This is a genomic window from Endozoicomonas gorgoniicola, from assembly GCF_025562715.2.
Lineage (GTDB): Bacteria > Pseudomonadota > Gammaproteobacteria > Pseudomonadales > Endozoicomonadaceae > Endozoicomonas_A > Endozoicomonas_A gorgoniicola.
Window position 1 is genome coordinate 3,233,256 of the sequence record NZ_JAPFCC010000001.1, and the last position, 20,520, is coordinate 3,253,775.

At 49.6% G+C, this 20,520-nt stretch carries 21 protein-coding genes and 4 tRNA genes; 12 read left to right on the forward strand and 13 right to left on the reverse strand.

The annotated features are described in order from the left end of the window. Positions 1-129: 129 nt before the first annotated feature. The 4 genes from proB to rplU all read right to left on the reverse strand — a co-directional run bounded on the left by proB (position 130) and on the right by rplU (position 3,398). A complete protein-coding gene (gene proB, locus NX722_RS14935) occupies positions 130-1,257 on the reverse strand; it encodes a glutamate 5-kinase (RefSeq protein WP_262563635.1) in 1,128 nt (375 codons plus the stop codon). A gap of 55 nt (positions 1,258-1,312) precedes the next feature. Continuing rightward, positions 1,313-2,527, reverse strand: a complete 1,215-nt coding sequence (gene cgtA / locus NX722_RS14940; protein ID WP_262563636.1) for an Obg family GTPase CgtA — start codon at positions 2,525-2,527, stop codon at positions 1,313-1,315. A gap of 194 nt (positions 2,528-2,721) precedes the next feature. After that, positions 2,722-2,979: a 50S ribosomal protein L27 gene (gene rpmA, locus NX722_RS14945; protein WP_262563637.1), complete on the reverse strand. Its 258-nt coding sequence runs from the start codon at positions 2,977-2,979 to the stop codon at positions 2,722-2,724. A 107-nt stretch (positions 2,980-3,086) separates the two neighbouring features. Next, positions 3,087-3,398 (reverse strand): 50S ribosomal protein L21, encoded by a 312-nt coding sequence (gene rplU / locus NX722_RS14950; RefSeq protein WP_262563638.1) that lies wholly within the window; start codon positions 3,396-3,398, stop codon positions 3,087-3,089. Between the two features lie 308 nt (positions 3,399-3,706). On the opposite strand from rplU, the gene NX722_RS14955 reads away from it, so the two are divergent. From NX722_RS14955 to NX722_RS14970, 4 genes are all read left to right on the forward strand, one after another. Next, entirely contained in the window at positions 3,707-4,606 is a 900-nt protein-coding gene (locus NX722_RS14955) for a polysaccharide deacetylase family protein (RefSeq protein ID WP_262563639.1), read from the forward strand. A 68-nt stretch (positions 4,607-4,674) separates the two neighbouring features. Further along, complete coding sequence (locus NX722_RS14960) at positions 4,675-5,526, forward strand: GNAT family N-acetyltransferase (RefSeq protein ID WP_262563640.1); 852 nt, start codon at positions 4,675-4,677, stop codon at positions 5,524-5,526. A gap of 81 nt (positions 5,527-5,607) precedes the next feature. Continuing rightward, positions 5,608-6,603 carry an octaprenyl diphosphate synthase gene (gene ispB / locus NX722_RS14965; protein ID WP_262563641.1) on the forward strand — a complete coding sequence of 332 codons (996 nt, stop codon included), beginning with the start codon at positions 5,608-5,610 and terminating at the stop codon, positions 6,601-6,603. 93 nt (positions 6,604-6,696) lie between these two features. Next, a complete protein-coding gene (locus NX722_RS14970) occupies positions 6,697-7,188 on the forward strand; it encodes a potassium channel family protein (protein WP_262563642.1) in 492 nt (163 codons plus the stop codon). Here the strand turns inward: NX722_RS14970 and NX722_RS14975 are convergent. Then, entirely contained in the window at positions 7,185-9,692 is a 2,508-nt protein-coding gene (locus NX722_RS14975; protein WP_262563643.1) for an inositol phosphate phosphatase SopB, read from the reverse strand. The two genes, NX722_RS14970 and NX722_RS14975, sit on opposite strands and share 4 nt — an antisense overlap. Before the next feature lie 204 nt (positions 9,693-9,896). Here NX722_RS14975 and NX722_RS14980 point away from each other — a divergent pair, with 204 nt between their 5' ends. Next, positions 9,897-11,477 (forward strand): peptide chain release factor 3, encoded by a 1,581-nt coding sequence (locus tag NX722_RS14980; RefSeq protein WP_262563644.1) that lies wholly within the window; start codon positions 9,897-9,899, stop codon positions 11,475-11,477. A 148-nt stretch (positions 11,478-11,625) separates the two neighbouring features. Further along, complete coding sequence (locus tag NX722_RS14985; protein WP_262563645.1) at positions 11,626-12,816, forward strand: CD0519/CD1768 family membrane protein; 1,191 nt, start codon at positions 11,626-11,628, stop codon at positions 12,814-12,816. Between the two features lie 62 nt (positions 12,817-12,878). Here the strand turns inward: NX722_RS14985 and NX722_RS14990 are convergent, their stop codons facing one another. Both NX722_RS14990 and NX722_RS14995 read right to left on the reverse strand, forming a co-directional pair. Then, the gene (locus tag NX722_RS14990) at positions 12,879-13,412 is read right to left on the reverse strand and encodes a copper chaperone PCu(A)C (protein ID WP_262563646.1); all 534 of its coding nucleotides are present in this window, start codon (positions 13,410-13,412) and stop codon (positions 12,879-12,881) included. Beyond that, positions 13,413-13,907, reverse strand: a complete 495-nt coding sequence (locus NX722_RS14995) for a hypothetical protein (protein WP_262563647.1) — start codon at positions 13,905-13,907, stop codon at positions 13,413-13,415. Between the two features lie 41 nt (positions 13,908-13,948). Between NX722_RS14995 and NX722_RS15000 the strand changes: the two genes are divergently transcribed. After that, positions 13,949-14,743: a TatD family hydrolase gene (locus NX722_RS15000; RefSeq protein WP_262563648.1), complete on the forward strand. Its 795-nt coding sequence runs from the start codon at positions 13,949-13,951 to the stop codon at positions 14,741-14,743. Here the strand turns inward: NX722_RS15000 and def are convergent. Both def and NX722_RS15010 read right to left on the reverse strand, forming a co-directional pair. Continuing rightward, positions 14,740-15,252 (reverse strand): peptide deformylase, encoded by a 513-nt coding sequence (gene def / locus NX722_RS15005; protein WP_262563649.1) that lies wholly within the window; start codon positions 15,250-15,252, stop codon positions 14,740-14,742. The two genes, NX722_RS15000 and def, sit on opposite strands and share 4 nt — an antisense overlap. 87 nt (positions 15,253-15,339) lie before the next feature. Then, positions 15,340-16,377: a CNNM domain-containing protein gene (locus NX722_RS15010; RefSeq protein WP_262563650.1), complete on the reverse strand. Its 1,038-nt coding sequence runs from the start codon at positions 16,375-16,377 to the stop codon at positions 15,340-15,342. 230 nt (positions 16,378-16,607) lie between these two features. Between NX722_RS15010 and NX722_RS15015 the strand changes: the two genes are divergently transcribed. From NX722_RS15015 to NX722_RS15030, 4 genes are all read left to right on the forward strand, one after another. Next, a tRNA-Pro gene (locus tag NX722_RS15015) sits at positions 16,608-16,684 on the forward strand. Positions 16,685-16,727: 43 nt separating this feature from the next. Then, positions 16,728-16,804: transfer RNA gene (locus NX722_RS15020), tRNA-Pro, on the forward strand. A gap of 43 nt (positions 16,805-16,847) precedes the next feature. Continuing rightward, positions 16,848-16,924: transfer RNA gene (locus NX722_RS15025), tRNA-Pro, on the forward strand. 43 nt (positions 16,925-16,967) lie between these two features. Next, positions 16,968-17,044, forward strand: a tRNA-Pro gene (locus tag NX722_RS15030). A 158-nt stretch (positions 17,045-17,202) separates the two neighbouring features. On the opposite strand, the gene NX722_RS15035 is transcribed toward NX722_RS15030, so the two are convergent. From NX722_RS15035 to NX722_RS15045, 3 genes are all read right to left on the reverse strand, one after another. Beyond that, positions 17,203-17,565: a hypothetical protein gene (locus tag NX722_RS15035; protein WP_262563651.1), complete on the reverse strand. Its 363-nt coding sequence runs from the start codon at positions 17,563-17,565 to the stop codon at positions 17,203-17,205. A gap of 216 nt (positions 17,566-17,781) precedes the next feature. Next, complete coding sequence (locus NX722_RS15040; protein WP_262563653.1) at positions 17,782-18,141, reverse strand: helix-turn-helix domain-containing protein; 360 nt, start codon at positions 18,139-18,141, stop codon at positions 17,782-17,784. Positions 18,142-18,158: 17 nt separating this feature from the next. Beyond that, a complete protein-coding gene (locus NX722_RS15045) occupies positions 18,159-18,461 on the reverse strand; it encodes a type II toxin-antitoxin system HigB family toxin (protein ID WP_262563654.1) in 303 nt (100 codons plus the stop codon). Positions 18,462-18,702: 241 nt separating this feature from the next. Here NX722_RS15045 and NX722_RS15050 point away from each other — a divergent pair, with 241 nt between their 5' ends. Next, complete coding sequence (locus NX722_RS15050) at positions 18,703-19,722, forward strand: HNH endonuclease family protein (protein WP_265442358.1); 1,020 nt, start codon at positions 18,703-18,705, stop codon at positions 19,720-19,722. A 47-nt stretch (positions 19,723-19,769) separates the two neighbouring features. Here NX722_RS15050 and NX722_RS15055 read toward each other — a convergent pair whose 3' ends face one another. Beyond that, positions 19,770-20,363, reverse strand: coding sequence for a class I SAM-dependent methyltransferase (locus NX722_RS15055; protein WP_262563656.1), 594 nt, complete (start codon positions 20,361-20,363; stop codon positions 19,770-19,772). Positions 20,364-20,520 lie beyond the last annotated feature (157 nt).

Genomic DNA, 20,520 nt, shown 5'->3' on the forward strand with positions numbered 1-20,520 from the left:
TTATTCTTTGAAAGACTGCTTAGGGGACCGGTATAAGATAGCTCCAAATAAGATAGCTACAAAATCCAGAGCGTGCTTTGATTCCCAAGGCCTTCTTAACAATAAACAGGCAAGCATCCGGCAACGAGCTTAACCGGCCAGCACCATATTATTCCTGTGCAACAGTTCAGGCTCACCGGAGTAACCCAGCAAGCCACCAATCAGATCGCTGGATTTACCAATGATTTTACGGGCATCCTCATCACCATAATTGGTCAGTCCTCTCGCCACTTCACGACCGGACTCATCAACACAGGTCACCATCTCACCCCGAAGAAATGAGCCCCGGACTTCACGCACGCCTACCGGCAAGAGACTCTTGCCCTTTGACAACAGAACATCCACAGCCCCGGCATCCAGAACCAGCTCACCAGAGGTTTGCATATGCCCCTGCAACCATTGCTTGCGGGCTGCCAGGCGCTCATGGTCCGGCAACAGCAGCGTTCCCAACGCTTCTTCATCATAGAGCCGTTCAATGACCGACTCTATCCGCCCACCCACAATCACGGTGGCCGCACCGGAAGCCGCAGCCTGCCGGGCAGCACGCAATTTGGTCTGCATACCACCTCGTCCCAGTCGGCCACTGCCTCTGCCAGCCATGGCATCCAGCTGCCTGTCCTTAGCCCGAACATTATCGACGAGTGTTGCGCCGGGGTCTTTGCGCGGATCGGCTGTAAACAAACCGTCCTGATCCGTCATCAGCACCAGCACGTCCGCCTCAACCAGGTTCGCCACCAGCGCCCCCAGCGTGTCGTTGTCACCAAAACGCACTTCTTCAGTGGCTACGGTATCGTTTTCATTGACTACTGGCACGACGCCCATATCGAGCAGAGTATTCAGCGTACTGCGGGCATTTAAATAGCGCTGACGATTACTGTGATCAGCGTGGGTCAGCAATACCTGCGCCGGCTGAAAGCCGTGTTTCTGAAAGCTTTCCTCCCAGACCTGCACCAGTCTTGCCTGCCCTACCGCTGCCGCAGCCTGAAGTTCATTCAAGGCAGACGGTCGTTCATCCAGCCCCAGTTTTTCCATTCCGGCGGCCACGGCACCGGATGAAACCAGAACAATCTCAACACCCTTACGTCGCAGGCGGCACATCTGGGTCACCCAGTTATCAATACGCGTCACATCAAGACCACGACCTTCGTCGGTCAACAAAGCACTGCCAATTTTTATCACCCAGCGCTTTGCTGAACTCAACCTGCCTCGCTCACTCATCCTTTCTCCTTCAAGCCGATACAAAAACCGCCCTGTTCAGGGCGGTTAAAAACAATCAGGGTGCGTAGAATACCTCTACATCGTCCTCATCATCAAAGTCATCATCATCGTCTTCGTCTTCAAACTGAGCCATTTTCTGAGCCAGACGTTTCTGACGACGCTCTTCAGCAATTTCACGCATACGACTGCGGGCTTCTGCTTCCATTTTGACGCGATGTTCTTCTTCCTGAGCCGCAATACTGTCGTCCTGAGCTTCTTCCTGATTACGCTCTTCGATGTAAGTCATCAGTTCCTGGCACAAAAGGTCGGTTCCCTGACCGGCAATGGCTGAGGTACGGTACACACGACCTTCCCAGCCCAGTTCTTTGATGATCCGGGCGCACACTTCCTCACGTTGATCTTCCGGCAGCAGATCAACCTTGTTCAACACCAGCCAGCGTTCACGCTCTGCCAGTGCCGGGCTGAAGTTTTCCAGCTCCTTAACAATGGCCCTGGCGGTTTCCACCGGATCGGTTTCATCAAAAGGCGCTACATCAACAAGATGTAGAAGCACACGACAGCGGGACAGGTGTTTCAGGAAACGAATCCCCAGTCCTGCACCTTCAGCAGCCCCTTCAATCAGTCCCGGAATATCGGCCACCACAAAACTGCGATGCTTCTCGACACTCACTACTCCCAGATTGGGTACCAGAGTTGTGAACGGATAGTTCGCTACTTTTGGCCTGGCATGGGATACAGAACGGATAAAGGTCGATTTACCGGCGTTAGGCATACCCAGCAGACCCACATCCGCAATCACCTTCAGCTCAAAACGCAGGTTACGCCCTTCACCTTCGGAACCCGGCGTTGTCTGGCGGGGAGCGCGGTTAACACTGGATTTGAAGCGGGTATTGCCCAGACCGTGCCAGCCACCATGAGCCACCATAATCCGCTGACCGGTTTCCATAAGGTCACCGATCACCTCTTCAGTATCGTCATCAACAACGGTTGTACCTACCGGCACAGGTAAAATAATGTCTTCGCCTTTTTTACCGGAACAGTTACGACCACGCCCCGACGCACCGTTTTCTGCCTGATAGCGACGGGTATAGCGATAGTCCACCAGCGTGTTCAGATCATCCCTGGCCTCTACGTAAACGCTGCCGCCGTCACCACCATCGCCACCGTCCGGGCCACCCTTGGCAACATATTTCTCACGACGGAAACTTAAAGCACCGTTACCGCCCTTACCTGCCTGAACCCAGATCGTGGCTTCATCGACAAACTTCATCTACAACCTCCTGCAGCATTCGCCTTCAGTAGCGATGCCTGCACATAAATTCTTTGTCGTAAAAAACTTATCTCCAGACACCGGTAATAAATATATCTCAGATACGAGAAAGCCCCGCATTAAAGCGGGGCTTTCTGTTTACCGGATAACCTTTCCTGATATCAATCAGGGCACCCGGTAAAAAGCAGTAGCGATTAAGCAGCTTCGATACGAACGTACTTACGCTTCTGAGGACCTTTAACCTCAAATACTACCTTGCCGTCAGCCTTGGCGAACAGGGTGTGATCCTTGCCAATACCAACGTTTTCACCAGCGTGGAAACGAGTACCGCGCTGACGAACCAGGATGTTACCTGCGATAACTGCCTGACCGCCAAAGCGCTTGACACCAAGGCGTTTACTTTCTGAATCGCGACCGTTGCGGGTAGAACCGCCAGCTTTTTTGTGAGCCATTATGCTCTCCTTTTAACCCGGTGAAGTGGCCAGCGACCAAACCAGACACCCACCTTCTAAAACATAAAATGGGTTAAAAATAACCCATCAGCGTTATGAAACCGAAATTAACCAGCGATGCTGGAGATCTTCAGCTCAGTGAACCACTGACGGTGGCCCATTTGCTTGCGGTGGTGCTTACGACGCTTGAACTTGATGATCTTGATCTTTGGACCACGACCATGAGCTACGACTTCAGCAGTCACCTTGGCACCTTCGATCACTGGCGCGCCAACTTTCAGCTCTTCACCGTTAGCGATCAGCAGAACGTCAGTAATTTCAACGTTCTCGCCAGCAGCTACGTCCAGCTTTTCTACTTTAAGGGTGGTACCTTCAGCAACGCGATACTGCTTGCCGCCGGTCTTGATAACAGCGTACATAATAATCTCCGAAAATCCTGTCAGCCTCTTTGTCAAAGGCATCCGCTCAAAAACAATCTTTTGGGAGCACTCTTTTGGGAACACTCTCCCGAAAGCAATGTTCTGGCGGAATTTTCATTAGCTACCTAAAAATCACTTCAAAAGAGCGGCACCGCATAAGCTTCAAATAAAACTCATAACAAAATGGCACACCGCACCGGATTCTCAGATAGGGGCGCAAATTTTAAGTAATGCCAGCCCATCTGGCAAGTAGGTTTGTCTATTCTCTTGGTTATTAATTGACTCGACCTCTATAGGTACAGCCACTGATGACCGATCAATCAACCCCTTACCCCCGCAACTGGTTAGGTTACGCAGGACAGCCGCCCACCATCAGGCTGCCCGCAAACCAACGGCTGGCGATCAATCTGATACTGAATCTGGAAGAAGGAGCTGAGCGTAACGTACTGGATGGGGACGACTCTTCGGAACACTACCTTTCCGGCTTTCCCGGCCTGTCTGAGCGAACCGGCACCCGTCACCCGTCCAGTGAAAGCCTGTTTGCCTATGGCACCAGAGCGGGGTTCTGGCGACTGCACCGGCTGTTTGATGAATACAACGTACCCGTCACCGTCTTTGCCTGTGGTCAGGCTCTGGCTCGTAACCCGGCTATCGCTTCAGCTCTGGGTCAGTCGAACCATGAAATCGCGGGACATGGCTGGCGCTGGATTGATTATCAGCACTTTTCCAGAGAGGACGAACGGCGACATCTGCTACGCACTCTGGATACGATTCACCAAAGCACCGGCAAACTCGCCCGGGGCTGGTACACGGGACGTAAAAGCCTGCACACCCGTGAACTGGTGACCGAAGCCGGACTGCAGTGGGACAGCGATGATTATTCCGACGATTACCCCTGGTGGCAGAACGGACATCTGATCATCCCCTACACGTTGCTCAATAACGATTGTCTTTACGGCTCCAGCCCTGGCTGGATAACGCCCGGCCACTTTTACCAGCACCTGAAAAATACGTTTGACTGTCTGTACAGGGAAGGCGGAGCGCAACCCGGCCTGATGACTGTTGGTCTGCATTACCGGCTGTCGGGGCATCCCGGACGCAGCGAAGCCATCAGAAAGTTCCTGAACTACACCAGCAGCTATCCTGATGTGTGGTTTACCACTCGATCCAGCATTGCTGACCTGTGGATACAACAATACCGGCAATAAGCCGTCTTAATAGAAAACTCTATTTAACAAACACTATAAATGATGACTGCTAGCGATGAGGTACTACCATGCGGGGAAACATTCACATCGACACCCTGAGTCGGGAAGAAGTGCAAACCATGTATCAGTGGATCGCCCGGGAAGGGTGGAATCCTGGCATCCACGACGCAGGTACTCTTTACAAAGCATTTGCCAGTGGGTTTATTGGTCTTAAACTGGATGACGAACTGGTGGGCGTTTCCGCCGTATTCAGGCACAATGCCCGCTATGCCAGCTTTGGCAACTTCATTGTCAAACCAGAATACCGTGGACAGGGAATTGGCCTGATGATGACCCGCAGACGGCTACAGATGGCGGGCTACCGCAACCTGTCCCTTGACGGCGTTCTGGAAAAAGAAAGCGTATACCGCTCGGTGGGCTTTCGGACTGCCCATATCAACCAACGCTTTGAATTCAACTGGCAACACGCTCCGGACAAGCTTCACCCGAATGTCATAAACCTCAGGCATATACGTCTGCTGGAGCTTCTTGACTACGAAGAACAGCTGTTTCCCGGGAAACGCAAGCCCTACCTGAAAGCCTGGGTCACCCAGCCCGAAGCCAGTGCTTTCTGCTTTCGCGATCATCAAGACATCAAAGGCTTTGGCGTTCTGCGCCCGTGCATCACCGGCTATAAGATTGGCCCATTGTTTGCTGACACCCTGGTGATTGCCGAACACCTGATGCAGGCTCTGCTCCAGCACAGCCACGGACAGCCTGTTTTCTGCGATATACCAGAAACCAACCGCTACGCACGTCATCTGGTACACAGCTTTGAAGGCCAACCCATCGACTTTCTCTCTGCCCGAATGTACCGGGGCTATGAACCTGACCTGGACTATCAGCGCCTGTATGCACTCACCTCACTGGAAGCCGGATAAGCCGCTATAACCACTGCGGCTATTGACAGCACCGCAAGCACTCCATAGGATGCAGCCATTTAGACCTTCTGCAGCAACCCTATGCCTGATCGTAAACAACCCTCTTTCCAAGCTGTTGTCCGTGACGATTTCGCCCTGGTCGACCAGTGCATTCGTGAACAGCTGCATTCCGATGTCGTACTGGTCAGTAAAATAGGCCAGTACATTATCCAGTCTGGCGGTAAGCGCCTGCGCCCCCTGCTGGTTCTGCTGACCGCCAACGCCTGTGGCTATAACGCCCGTGGCCATAACGCCAAAAACCATATTCCACTGGCCGCTGTCATCGAATTCCTGCATACCGCCACCCTGCTCCACGACGATGTGGTTGATCAGTCCGACCTGCGCCGTGGCCGTGACACCGCCAATGCTTTATGGGGTAATGCACCGAGTATTCTCGTGGGCGACTTTCTCTACTCCCGAGCCTTTCAGATGATGGTCAGTCTCGACAACATGCGCCTGCTCAATGTTCTGGCCAACGCCACCAATGTGATTGCAGAAGGTGAAGTGATGCAGTTGATGAACATCAACGATTCCAGCGTCACGGAAGCCCAGTACATGGAAGTGATTCGCTGCAAGACGGCAATGTTGTTTGAAGCGTCTACCCAAACCGCTGCTATCCTGTCCGGTCAGGACAGGAAAACCGAACAGGCCCTGTGCGATTACGGTAATCACCTTGGCATGGCTTTCCAGCTGGTTGACGACCTGCTGGACTATACCGGTGACGCAGAAGCCATGGGTAAAAACCTGGGTGATGACCTGGCAGAAGGCAAACCCACCCTGCCTCTGATTTTCACCCTGTCAGAAGGCAAGCCGGAACAGAAAGAGCTGGTGCGTCAAGCCATTGAAGAAGGGAACGGCCTTGACAATATGGATGCCATTATCTCCGCCGTTCGAGACTGTGGCGCCCTGGACTACACTGCACAGCGAGCACAGGAGCAGGCTCAAAAAGCCATTGCCAGCCTGTCCGCACTGCCGGAATCGCCTTACCGCTCAGCGATGGAAGAACTGGCAAATTTTGCGGTTGCCCGCACTTATTAGCCCGCACTTATTAGATAGTTAAATCCATTGGACCAGGGCTTCTCAGAACGAAGCCCTCAAGATTCAAAACACTGGCTTTAGACAAGAAATAGTATGCTGCTGAATGCTTCTCTGTATGGTTCGCTAATGGTAACGCTGACGGTTCTGCTCCACGCAGCCGGAACCACACTATGGCTCAAAGGGCTGCAAAAGCTAAGCAAGTCACACCCTCATCTGCTGGCCACCACCAAATCCCACTTTCTGGTTCTTACCACTACAGCACTAATCGTTGTATTCCTTCATCTGGCAGAAATCACCTTGTGGGCAGCCGCTTACCACGCCATCCCGGAAGTGGAAGTTATTCTCTCCTGGCCTGACGCCATCTACTTTTCCATGGTGACCTTCACAACACTGGGCTATGGCGACATCGTCCTGACCGGAGATACACGACTACTGACAGGCATTCAGTCCATCAATGGTATTATCCTTTCCGGCTGGAGTACTGCAATGTTGTTTATGGTAATTGAGACAATCTGGAAGCAGGATTTTAATCTGACCGATAACCAGAAGAACCAGAAGAACCAGAAGAGCCAGAAGCAACCTTAAACATGGATCATACCAAACACCCTTTCACCCAGCCTTCTCTTGCCGGTTGTCGTTTTATAGCCGGGACGGTTGATATTCATCTGTTGCCAGAGGACATTTCCGGTTTCCAGTGCAAACATCTGGGATAAAACCCGTTCTTCCTGACTGACAGGCTGCCTGGGATCAGGCACATAACCCAACGCTTCTACCTGAGCAGCCAGCCGTTTGACAGCTGCATCAGCCTCCCCCGTACGGTCTTTACCACTCTTACAGTTAAAGTGCGTGATCAGTCCCAGCTTATAAGACAGAAGCAGTAGACGAGCGACCATTTTATAAGCGTCTTCCCCTTCCCGCTTATAATCTTCGGTGACATACAGGTCACGAATCTGTTCAATCAGCTGCCTGACAATTATCTTTTCTTTAGAAGACGCCGGACCATTCAAAAAGTCCTGAGCCCAGCCGCCAATCTCATCGCCAGGCTCAACACCGCCCATCAACTTTTCTAACCCTTCCAGATTGTCGTCTCTGACAGCTCCCCATGGCCCCATGGCCCTCCACTTTGTTTCCAGTGCAAGGTTGTTGACACCGAAATTGGTCGTCGCAAAATCAAATTCAACCTCCACTTCGTGAACATGACCGTAGCTGTCTGTAATAGCCAGTTTCTCACCATCGTCCAGCCGGGCTTTTAATCGTTTTAACGCTTCCACCTGTTCCCGTTGCATTTTCAGTTCATCATCATGCACACGAAACCAGTGACGCCCTTTATCCGGTGTCAGAAGCTGCAGTGTTGACAGCCTGATGGGAACAGGCTGTTGATTAAAGAGTTCAGGGCTATCGTCCAGCACCTGTTTCAGACTGGAAACAGCCAGGTCGTAACATCTTGCATCATTGGCCTTTTCCCGTGTTTTTTTCTTTGAGATCCCAAATGCCATCAGAGTGCCGGAACGCAACCCTCTGAACAGCCTTTTCTGTTTCCCTCCCTGCTCAAGTAGCAACTGCGTTTCGCCCAGATTAACGGCATTATTCGCCTCATCCCTTTTCGAAGAAGGTTTGCCCTTGCCACGCAGATGAACCGGGAATATATCAACATTGTGCGAATGTCCCATATCCAGCCTAAACTCTGCGGCGGGAATAATCCGGCTTTGCAGCTTAAGGGGTTTGTTGTTGATGCGAGGCTCAAGGCGGGTTTCAACCGTTTTCCAGGGAACACTGGCCATTCTTCTGGTTCTGGCCTCATTCAGCTTTTTATCCACTTTCCTGATACCAATGTCTTTCAGTCGCCGGGCAATCAAACGGGCATAGCGACTGGCGTCCTGAACAGGCCGTCGCCCTAATCTTTCAACCCCCAGCGCATCGGAGTGTTCACCATTGGGTAACAGGTCCTCATCTTTATTACTCCCAACCTTTTCAGCCAGATCATCAAATTCATTGATCAACTGATTAATTCGGTTTAAAAACCGGGCTTTCGAGCCTTTTCCATCATTGCTGCCCTGCCCAATTTTTTCCCCGAGTCGCTTTTCTTCAGCCAGCAACACATCCAGAGCCATAACGAGCTCATCCTGTTTACACTGCTGCCAGTGAGCCTGATTCAGAGGATTGTTCGCCTCCAGCACCTCCAGTTGGTGAATATGATCAAGTGTGGCAAAAAACTGGCTGCGTAAATCGCTGATCATCGCTTCATGTAAAACCTTCGGAAGATTTTCGCTATATTTATCAACGGCTGAAAGCCCACGCATCAGGTTTTTGGCGTGACCCCTTGCCTCCTGTTTCTGCATATCAAGCGTTTTTTCATGCATCATTTCCAGGGGGGAGTTATAGAGCAGCTTTGCGGTACGATTGGTAAAGACATCCGCATTGCGCATAAGCCCCAGCTCCTTCCGGTTGATCTCCTGACCGGGAGGCTCGGTGAAAAAAAATAATTCTTCAGCAAAATCCCTTAGATCACCGGGTTTGATGGGCGGCTTCAGCCCTTGATCTTCAAGAACCCGGGCAATCTGCGGCGCCGACCCGGCAAACAGTGTCTGATGAGTCTCCAGACTGGTCACGCCCTCGTGATCAATGTCATCAAAAGTGAGTACGCTCTGTTTTGCCTGCATACTGATCCGGACAGACTCCACCATATACTCCTGCTCATGTTCTGGCAGATAATTCCAGCCAACTCCCGGCTTGTCGTCGTTCGGCTCCGTCTGCAAGAACTCAAACAGCCTGCCAACCCATTCCACAGTGACTTCAGATTGTATCAGCTCCTGGTTTCCACCCCTGACTTCACGAAATATCTTTCTGGCCTGCTTGTCAATGATGGCAACATCCCTGTCACTCAGGGTCTGCATGCCCTCCAGATGCTGCTCTATCTCACGCTTCACAAAAGACCCGTAACGCTCTTCCAGCGCCCCGGTCACATCTTCCACAGCCACTTCATCGCCTTCAGACAGCCCCAACTCCCGCCCAAGAGGGAAAGGCTGGACGCTATGCCCACGCCATACCCCAACGGGCGCATGCTCGTTCTCCCCTGCAATGTCGGCCATACTGCCGACCGGAGTGGTTAACAGTCTCTGAAGTGCGTCCATAAATGCGTATAAAGTCTAGCCACTTTGATTAAACAGGTTATCGGCGCACAGTCTGAAGAAAACAGCCTGCCGGAAACTGGTTATTCAGGACAGGTCACTGGTTTTAGCTGCCAGAGCCTATATAATGCAGCTAGTTTTTTTGAGTATTCTTGGCAGGTATCAATGAGCGCACTGGCTCAGGAAGTGGCAAAACGCCGTACTTTCGCAATCATCTCCCACCCTGATGCGGGTAAAACCACCATCACTGAAAAGCTGTTGCTACTGGGTGGCGCTATCCAGATGGCGGGTACCGTCAAGGGTAAAAAGTCCGGGCGCATGGCCACTTCTGACTGGATGAAGATGGAGCAGGAGCGCGGTATCTCCATCACCACCTCGGTGATGCAGTTTCCATACAAAGGCTGCACCGTCAACCTGCTGGACACACCGGGACACGAAGATTTCTCGGAAGACACCTACCGAACCCTGACTGCCGTAGACAGCTGTCTGATGGTGATCGACGGTGCCAAAGGTGTCGAGGACCGAACCATCAAACTGATGGAAGTCTGCCGTCTGCGCGACACTCCGATTTTCACCTTCGTCAACAAGATGGACCGCGAAGTACGAGACCAGATTGAAGTACTGGACGAAGTAGAAAGCATCCTGAAAATCCAGTGTGCGCCTGTCACCTGGCCAATCAGCATGGGTAAACGCTTTAAAGGCGTCTACAACCTGTACACCGATACCATCCATGTGTTTACACCGGGTCAGGGCCATACGATTCCGGAAGACATCCGCATTCAGGGGCTGGACAGCGACGAAGCCCGGGAACTGCTGGGTGAACTCTATGACGACTTTGTTGAGGAAATCGAGCTGGTTCAGGGAGCCAGCCATGAATTCGACCTGGAAGCCTATCAGGCGGGTCGGATGACACCGGTATTCTTTGGTACCGCACTGGCAAACTTTGGTGTACGTGAAATGCTGGACGACTTTGCCCGCTGGGCTCCGGCTCCCCTGCCCCGTCATACGGATGAACGTGCTGTTGAGCCTGCGGAAGACAAGTTCTCAGGCTTCGTTTTCAAGATTCAGGCCAACATGGATCCGAAACACCGTGACCGTATAGCCTTCCTGCGCATCTGTTCCGGTAAGTACACCCGCAACATGAAGATGAAACATGTGCGTATTGGCAAGGATGTTAAAATCGCCGACGCTGTGACCTTCCTGGCGGGTGACCGTTCTCATGTTGAAGAAGCGATGTCCGGCGATATTATCGGTCTGCACAACCACGGCACTATCCAGATCGGCGACACCTTCAGTCAGGGCGAACTGATGAAATTCACCGGTATTCCGCACTTCGCGCCAGAGATGTTCCGCCGGGTTCGTCTGAAAGACCCGCTGAAGCTGAAGCAACTTCAGAAAGGTCTGCAGCAACTGTCGGAAGAAGGCGCCACCCAGCTGTTTATGCCGCTCAACAACAATGACCTGATTCTGGGTGCGGTGGGTATCCTGCAGTTCGATGTGGTTATGCGCCGTCTGAAAGATGAATACAAGGTAGAAGCCCTGTATGAACCGGTGAACGTTAACACCGCTCGCTGGATTGAGTGCAGCGACGAGAGAAAACTGGAAGAGTTCAAGCGTAAATGCGCTGAAAACCTGGCCATAGATGGTGGTGGTCACCTGACCTACCTGGCTCCAACCCGGGTTAACCTGTCGCTGTCTCAGGAACGTTATCCGGACGTTGAATTCCGTACTACCCGCGAGCACTGATTTCTGTAAAAGGCCGGGACTTCCGGCCTTATTATAAGTATTAAATAACCGCCTGAGTCACTGTTTTATGTAGCATAACTGTTCAAAATTCTGCGTAATCGCCTGTTTTCACCTAATCTTTACTCTCCAGCCCCCTCCCGGAGCCTATATGAATGAATTTGTCTCGGTGTCTGATAAAGACAAAACCCAAACGAGCAGCCTTAGTGCTCGCCAGATCATCGAACCTCTGGGCCTGATACTGTTTCTGGTTCTGTTTTTTGGTTACCTGGGCTCTGAAATGGGGCTCTCCAATATGTTCAACACACTGTTTAACACGGCGCACGACCTGCTTTTACATACGGTTCTGTTCCTTATGGGTATTACCGTACTTGCAGGCGCCCTGAGTCGGCTTCTTACTGAATTCCATGTCATCAGCCTGCTGGAACGCCTACTGATGCCGCTGATGCGCCCTGTGTTCAACTTGCCCGGTCGAGCCGCCATGGCCGCCATGATGACCTTTTTCTCGGATAATCCCGCGATTATCAGCCTTACCAAAGACAAACGCTTCAGCAGCAGTTTCAAGCCCCATGAGCTGATTTCCCTGACCAACTTTGGTACAGCCTTTGGCATGGGACTGATCGTTATTACCTTTATGGCCACACTGGAAAGCGCTCCCGGCCAGAACTTTCTTAATGCGGCACTGGTAGGGCTGGCGGGCGCAATGGTCGGCGCAGTCATTTCCACACGCCTGATGCAGCGACTGACCGCCTCTGATATCAAAGCCATCAACCTGAACAACCTCAACTCAAAAAACTCAGAGCTGCCCGAAGATCATGACAACAGCCCTGTCTGGCTACGTGGCCTGAATTCGATTCTGGACGGGGGAAAAAGCGGCGTAGAAATGGGCATGGCAATCATTCCCGGCGTACTGATTATCAGTACCATCGTAATGGTACTGACCTTCGGCCCTTCTGCGGAAGGTTATACCGGTGCGGCTTACGAAGGCGTCGCCCTGTTGCCGAAACTGGCGGGTGAATTGTCCTGGCTGTTCCAGTTGCTGTTTGGTTTTGACCACCCTGAACTGGTCGCGTTTCCGATTACATCACTGGGCGCTGTCGGTGCCGCCATGTCACTGGTGCCTAACTTTATCTCCCAGGGCATTATCAGTGAAAGCGATATTGCCGTGTTCACAGCTATGGGCATGTGCTGGAGTGGTTATCTGAGTACACACACTGCCATGCTGGACACTCTGGGCTTTCGCAAGCTGACCTCCAAGGCGATCATTGCGCATACCATAGGCGGACTCTGCGCCGGTGTGGCTGCCCGTTATATTTATCTGCTGGTTCAGAATCTGTTCTAAGTCGGTAACAATTTGGCTGTTGGCTTTTAGCTGTTCATACGGCCAAGCCAACAGCCAACATTTTAATGAGAATGACCGTGTGAATCTTTCGACATGGTTTTCATCAACGGCTTGACCGGAGCCATGATATCTATGGCATCTGAGTCAGAAAAATGCAGAGTTAATGGCACTTCTTCGCCTGCCTCCAGCGTTCTTTTTAACCCCATTAGCATAATGTGGTAGCCGCCAGACTTAAGCTCAACCACTTTACCCACAGGTAGCGACAGCTCATCCGCTTTAAACATCACCATTTTGTCTCCCTCATGGCGATGACCGTGTATCTCTACCCTTTCGGCCACGCTGCTGTCTGCGCTGACCAGTTTGATATCGTCCTTGCCGTTGTTTTGCAACGTCATATACGCTGCCGTATTGGTGGATGTCGGCGGTACGGCTCTCACCATCGGGTCGGAGATATCAACAACAGCAGCATGTGCGGAACCGATACAAACAGCCATTGATAAGCCAGCCATCGTCAAGCCGGAAATTGCTAAGCCAGAAATTGCTAAGCCGGAAAAGGATGCTTTAAAAGAGCGAAAGGCAGGTGCCAGATACTTCATTTACTTATTCTCCAACTCAAAAACCATTATTCTTGTTAACTGATCAAACTCAACCACTACCTTTGCCAGCCAGACCATGTTCCGGTCAGCCGGACAAAACGTAATCATTGCCGAACCCTCAAAATGCCATTGACCGGCCGGGTGCTGATCTGCTGAGCCTTGCTGCAGCGATAAATGATACGGCATCAATCCCATTGGCATATCCCGCCCAACAAATTCCAGGCTCACCGATACCGGCTTAGCGCCGTCGACAAGCGCATCAACCTGCAATGGCTGCAATACTGGCATAGTATAAGGCTTAATGACAAGATTGACGGAGCCTTCCTCAAAGTCCAGCAGACAACCCGCTGAAACCCGACAGTTCGAGTGATAATATTCTCTGGATTTATCTTCAGATGAACGAAGAAATGGTTGTTTTAATAATCCGGGCAGCGCTACCAGCACGACAATAAAAATCAGTACCAGCAACACACCGCCATACTGCTTATAATTCATGGCAGCATTATACGCACAATCACCTACAACATTGAACGACAATGATAACTTGCTCCCCCTTGATAGACAGCCACTGCCACCTTGATTTTCCAGAGTTTGACCCGGATCGGTCACAGGTTCTAACGACTGCCTTTGAACAGGGGGTTGAAGTTATCTGCGTTCCCGGAACTGAATCGGAACGCTGGGAACCATTGCTACAAATGTGCTCAGACATACAGAAACCAGTGAAACTGTTTGCCGCACTGGGTATTCACCCATGGTTTGTGGGTCAGCACGAACCAAACGACCTGCAAAGGCTGGCAGAGTATTTTGAAACCAACGAACACATTGTCGCTGTTGGTGAAGCAGGTCTGGACTTTGCCCTGCAAAGCGTTAATCGTAAAGCTCAGATGTTCTGGCTTACCGAACAACTGGAACTGGCCCGGCAATTTGGAAAACCCGTTATTCTGCACGCCCGTAAAGCCCATGACCTGATACTGAAACAGTTGCGACAAAAGCCAGTTAAACAGGGTGGCATAGTACATGCCTTTTCCGGCAGCGAGCAGCAAGCCTACCAGTATATTGAACAAGGATTCTGTCTTGGTTTTGGTGGCGGCATCACCTACCCAAGAGCGAAGAAAACCAGAGCCCTGGCCGCTTCCCTGCCCCTGAGTTCATTAGTACTGGAAACCGACGCGCCCGATATGCCGCTGTGTGGCTTTCAGGGCCAACGCAATGAACCCGCACAACTGACTGTGGTGCTTGAAACTCTGGCTGAGCTTCGTCGGGAACCTAAAGCGGAGATTGCAGAAGCGACTCGTCTTAATACGATCAAAATACTGTCACTGCTCCCCTAACCGCGTCGCTGCTGTTTCTTTAATGCTTTCTTAGCCCGTTGCCGCACCATCTTTTGTTTGAGCGGAGATAGCTTATCGATGAAAAGAATACCATCCAGGTGATCGATCTCGTGCTGAAATGCTTCGGCAAGAATCCCCTCACCTTCCATTTCAAAAAATTCACCATTACGATCCTGCGCCCGGACTTTAACCCAACCAGCACGTTTAACCGCAGCCCAGCAACCGGGTAGCGACAGGCAGCCCATTTCCATATTCTGCTCACTGCCTGAGTCAATAATTTCCGGATTAACCAGAACCAGCGGCTGGCTGCGATCAGAGCTAACATCAATAACCGCTACCCGAATATCCAGCCCAACCTGGGTGGCAGCCAGACCCGCACCGTTTACTTCGTACATGGTTTCAAGCATGTCATCGACAATTGTCTGCAAGCTGTCGCCGAAGTCGGAAACGGGTTGGGTTGGTTGTCTTAAATGAGGGTGAGATTCGTCAACCAGTTGTAATAAAGCCATCTGTTTTCTTCTGATGATTTTCTGAAATGATCACTACACCAATATAGACAGAGCGGCTTTATATGAACAACCCCACCCCATTGTTTGTCAGTGTAATTGCGACGGCAGTCGTTCTGCCCACTTCTGCAGTGCCACCTGCTGCATATCCACCACCTCATCGCTTTCATCAACGATTTCACGACCCAGCAGGGTTTCAATCATATCTTCCAGCGTCACAATACCTCTGATATCGCCATACTCAGTCACCACCATGGCGATATGATTGCGTTGCTCCAGCAGCGTTGTCATCAATCTCGGCAGGGATTCATTTTCAAGCACAGCAATGATAGGACGCTTCAGTTCACCCAGCGTCGCTTTGCCACCCTTCTGATGATAAGCCATCAGGATGTCATTTTTCATTACAAAGCCATTGATATCATCCGGTTCATCGCTATAAACCGGAACCCTTGAGAAGGCATTGTCAGGGTATGTCTGCAGATAAGTTTCTGCATCCATGGATTCAGGCAGAGTGAACAGAACTGAGCGAGGTGTCATGATCTCAACAATTTTCAGATCCCTGAAGCGAAGCATGTTTTTAAGCAGATCCGACTCAATGCCGTGAAGAACACCTTCCTCTTCGCCAATATCTGCCATGGCGCTGATTTCATCACGCAGATAATCACTCTTTTTATGTCTGGGAGTCAGCTGTCGGGTAATCTGTTCAGCCAGCCAGATGAGCGGCATCTGTAACTTGACCAGAAAACTGACACACACTGCCGTAGACGGGGCCAGTTTCTGCCAGCCATTTGCCCCCAGAGTTTTAGGGATAATTTCTGACACAAACAGAATTAACAGAGTCAGAACGGCAACAAACAGGCCAGTCGAACCATCACCAAACACGCTGGCGGCCTGAACCCCTGCCCCGGCTGCACCAACAGTGTGGGCAATGGTATTCAGGATCAGCACGGCTGCCCGTGAACGATCGAGATTGTCGTGCAACCCCCTGACCGCACTTGCCCAGCGACTCTGTTTCTTTTCCAGATTTATGACATAAGCCGGGGTGAGATGATGAAGAACCGATTCAAATACGGAACAGAAAAACGATACCACCAGGGCAACCGCTACAAACGCAATGAGCGCTAACACAAATAACTCCAGAGACTAAGGTTCGGCGGCTATTGTAACGTCATCCAGAAGCAATTGACGACAAGGGAAGTCAATAAAACCGTAAGTGGTAAGATAATCCCACATTCTCCGAAATATTGCCCTGCGGATCTGAAAAATCCATTTTTTCGGTTAATACTTTTGTAATACGCAAATCATTTTGGTAGATTAGCCGCCGTCGTTGAACAGGGCTGGATTCTGTTCAGGCAATTCGGGGTATAGCGCAGTCTGGTAGCGCGCCTGCTTTGGGAGCAGGATGTCGGGAGTTCGAATCTCTCTACCCCGACCACTTTACATACTCATGGTTATGAGTCTAAATAAGCCGCACAATTCGGGGTATAGCGCAGTCTGGTAGCGCGCCTGCTTTGGGAGCAGGATGTCGGGAGTTCGAATCTCTCTACCCCGACCACTTTACATGCTCATGGTTATGAGTCTAAATAAGCCGCACAGTTCGGGGTATAGCGCAGTCTGGTAGCGCGCCTGCTTTGGGAGCAGGATGTCGGGAGTTCGAATCTCTCTACCCCGACCACTTTACATGCTCATGGTTACGAGCCTAAATAAGCCGCACAATTCGGGGTATAGCGCAGTCTGGTAGCGCGCCTGCTTTGGGAGCAGGATGTCGGGAGTTCGAATCTCTCTACCCCGACCAACTTTTTGAAAGTGAAGAAACCTGCAGTTTTGCAGGTTTTTTTGTATGTGTCTTTTGCTCACGGATGTGGTATCAACCTGTTTGAAACGTGACCCGCATTAGACTCCAGATGTACAAAGGTTATCTCAAATGGCTTGGCTTCAAGGCTTATGGGAAGATCAGGAATCGAAATGAAACAAAGAAGGTGTTGGTCGGCGTGAGATCGCACCGCTTTCAATCGCCATATGAACGCTTTCCTCAGCCCAGCGCTTTCTGAAACTGCGGGTAAAGTCTTTAAGAGACTCAAAACCCGGGTTTGAAAATAACAGCACATAACGGCTTCGGGCTTCCACAGCCAGAACATCTGTCCTCTCGCCCAGGGAGGTTTTTCGTTTTACGGCATGACACTGCCAAGCTACACAGTCGCGGGAAGTCTGAACTGGCTGGGTACCAACCCGCTTTCCATCGGGACTGGGCAGCCTGTCCAGTTCGACCTTGAAATATTTGCAAAATGCATTAGAGGCTGAAATCAATACATCCATTCTATTACCTGTAAATTATCTGACTGTCCTGTTCTCTGGCCTTGTAATGTAGCAGATTAATAATGCGTAAAGTCGCCAGCAGCCTGCCCTCTATTTACCAACATGTAGCTGGACGGTGCATATCCCGTATTACCGCCAAAAAACTTCTCTGTCTGTGATCCTGAAGATCAGACTCAGGGCGTTGAGTGCCGGGAGAACAAGGAAGAAAAGAATAATTTATAGCGGTTGCTTTATAAGCGACTCTGCTGGTATACCAAGCATCTGATGCAGTCTCCAGATCATTTTTAACGTCAGCGGGCGTTTACGATTTAATACTTCATAAACGCGATTACGTTTACCTATCATTGGTTCCAGGTCTTTAGCAGACAAGCCTTCCTGCTCCATCCGGAACTGGATCGCAGCAACCGGATCAGGCAAGTCGAGCGGACAGTGACGACGCTCGTAATCCTCTACCAATGTAACCAAAACATCCAGCCTGTCGCCTTCGGAAGTACCAGACTCGGCCATCATAAGTGACTCGATTTCTTTCAGGGTGGACTGATAGTCTTCAGTCGTTTTTATCGGTTTAATATCCATCCTTTTCATCTCCATCGTTAAATAGTCTGCGCATCAATTTTGTCATATTGAGCATGGGTACCCAAAAAACGGACATACACAACCCGGTATGGGTAGTTTACCCAGACGATCAGCCTGTATTTGTTCCCGGCAATATTGAAAACAGCCCTTCCGCCTTTTAGTATGCTGGCGTTACGGTAATCACGCTTTACATCAGAAGGTGAAGACCAGTCAGCCTTTAGGGTCTGTCGATACCAGGCTAAAACCGGCTCAATAACATCGGAATACTCCGGTTTCTTGAGCCAAAAATTCTTTAATGTCGATAATGCAATAATTCTCATGCCTCATTTATAGTCCCAAAACGGGACTATGACAACATTTTTCCAATAACTCCTCTCTCGGATAGCAACTTTCCTTCAGTCACTGTGTCAAAAGGACATATTTTCTTGTTCGTTCGTTCCACTTATAAAGTGGTTTTTACTTATATAAATAAATGAAATTACATATTAATTTTTAATAGCTATAATTATTAAATCATCATGGATTGATAATCGGTTGTCATGGACGATCATTGAGGAAACTTTGTCACGCTTTTACGAAATAGAACCCACTCTGGAGAATTATTGGCGCGGAATTATCCTTTTTGGCAAAAATGTTGCGTCGTATAAATTTGCACTTGCAAAATCACTGCACCAGTTAGCCAGCAGCAATCATCACACTGTTACACTTGAGCAGTTGGCTGTTCCGTTTTCGAGACACATCTGTCAACATCTGGAAACCGCAGAAAAACAAACCACGTCTCGTTCAAGTCGATTTCTCGACGTCTGCACAGCGTTCAATCGGGGAGAAATTGACCATGACAAACTGGTAAGCCAAACAGTGAAGTTTGGTTTTGAAAATGTCATAGATGCATTTCATAACGTCAATAGACAAGAAATCGGTATACGTTTTTTTGAAGATGGCAGAAAAAAAGCAGATAAAAATATTTACTTAACAGATAACTTATTCAAACTGTCAGAAAGTTCTGGATTTAACTGTTTAAACCAAGAAACTGAGGCACGCTGGAAACTAGTGGAAACAGCATGGCAAATGGGTATATCGAAGAATCTCCTGTCAATTAACCATGACATTGAAAATAATAATCTATTTTCCAGAATAAATGACCGACGCATAACTATTACCAGCTCGCGAGATAGCCTGAATGGTTACCAGAAAGGGCGGTGCTTCTACTGTTACGATTCGATTTCAATTGAAACAGGCCACCCTGAATTGGCTGATGTAGATCATTTTATGCCTTGGATGCTACGTAACGAACTCCCATTAATCAATGGAATATGGAACCTGGTATTAGCATGTAAAGAGTGTAATAGAGGCGTTGGTGGAAAGTTTGAGCAACTTCCCTCTATAAACCTTCTGGAGAGGTTGCATGACAGAAATGAATACTTCATTAATAGCCACTTACCTATCAGGGAAACCTTAATAAAACAAACGGGAAAAAGTGAGCAACAACGCAGGGCATTTCTCCAGGATTGTTACAATAAGGCAAAACCAATGATTATCCACACTTGGGAGCCAGAACCAAAGGCTAGTAAACATTTTTGAATTTATATTGAGCAGCTCAGGAAACCCGGAGCTGCTCAATATAAATTCTAATTTTGACTCAGGCTTGCCTTGTAAAATATGGCATTCATCCATTTTTCTGATTTACGATCAGTTCTTAAATCCCTAGTAATCCATTTTTTATGAATCTTAAGACTTGTATTAAGAATTATTTTTTGTAAAGTATTTTCATCAACATTTGTAAACTGCCTTCCATCTCTGCTTGTAACTCCACTCCCGTATTTGAAGGAACAGTAAAAAATGCCTTCAGGCTTAAGAAATGATGCCAAGTGATTAAACACATCTGGAAGGTTAAGGGGCGGAACATGCAGCAAAGAAGCACATGCCCAAATAGCATCAAATAAAATATTACTTTGAAAGTTGGAGAACTCAGCTACTGCAACAGTCTGACCTGTATGCTTGCTGGCCAATTCCGCTAAGTCTTTACTGGCATCAAATGCTGTAACCTTAAATCCCGATTGAATGAACGCTAATGTATCACGTCCGGATCCACACCCTGCATCAAGTATAAGAGACTGAGGCTTTAAAAGCGGTAAAAACTCTTCGTATAAATCAGATGCATCAACTTGATAAGTCGATGAAAAAAACTCTTTTGCATTGTTATCGTAATATGGAACAGACATAGAAATAGGCACCTGATGGCTAATGAAAATGTCTATTTTACACAATTAAGTGCTTTTCTCATTCAGACTCTTTCCAAAAAATAGATTATCCAATCTGCATTCACCATACATTGGATATTATCCAGCAGTTTACAGTGCTAAATGTGCCACCTTGACA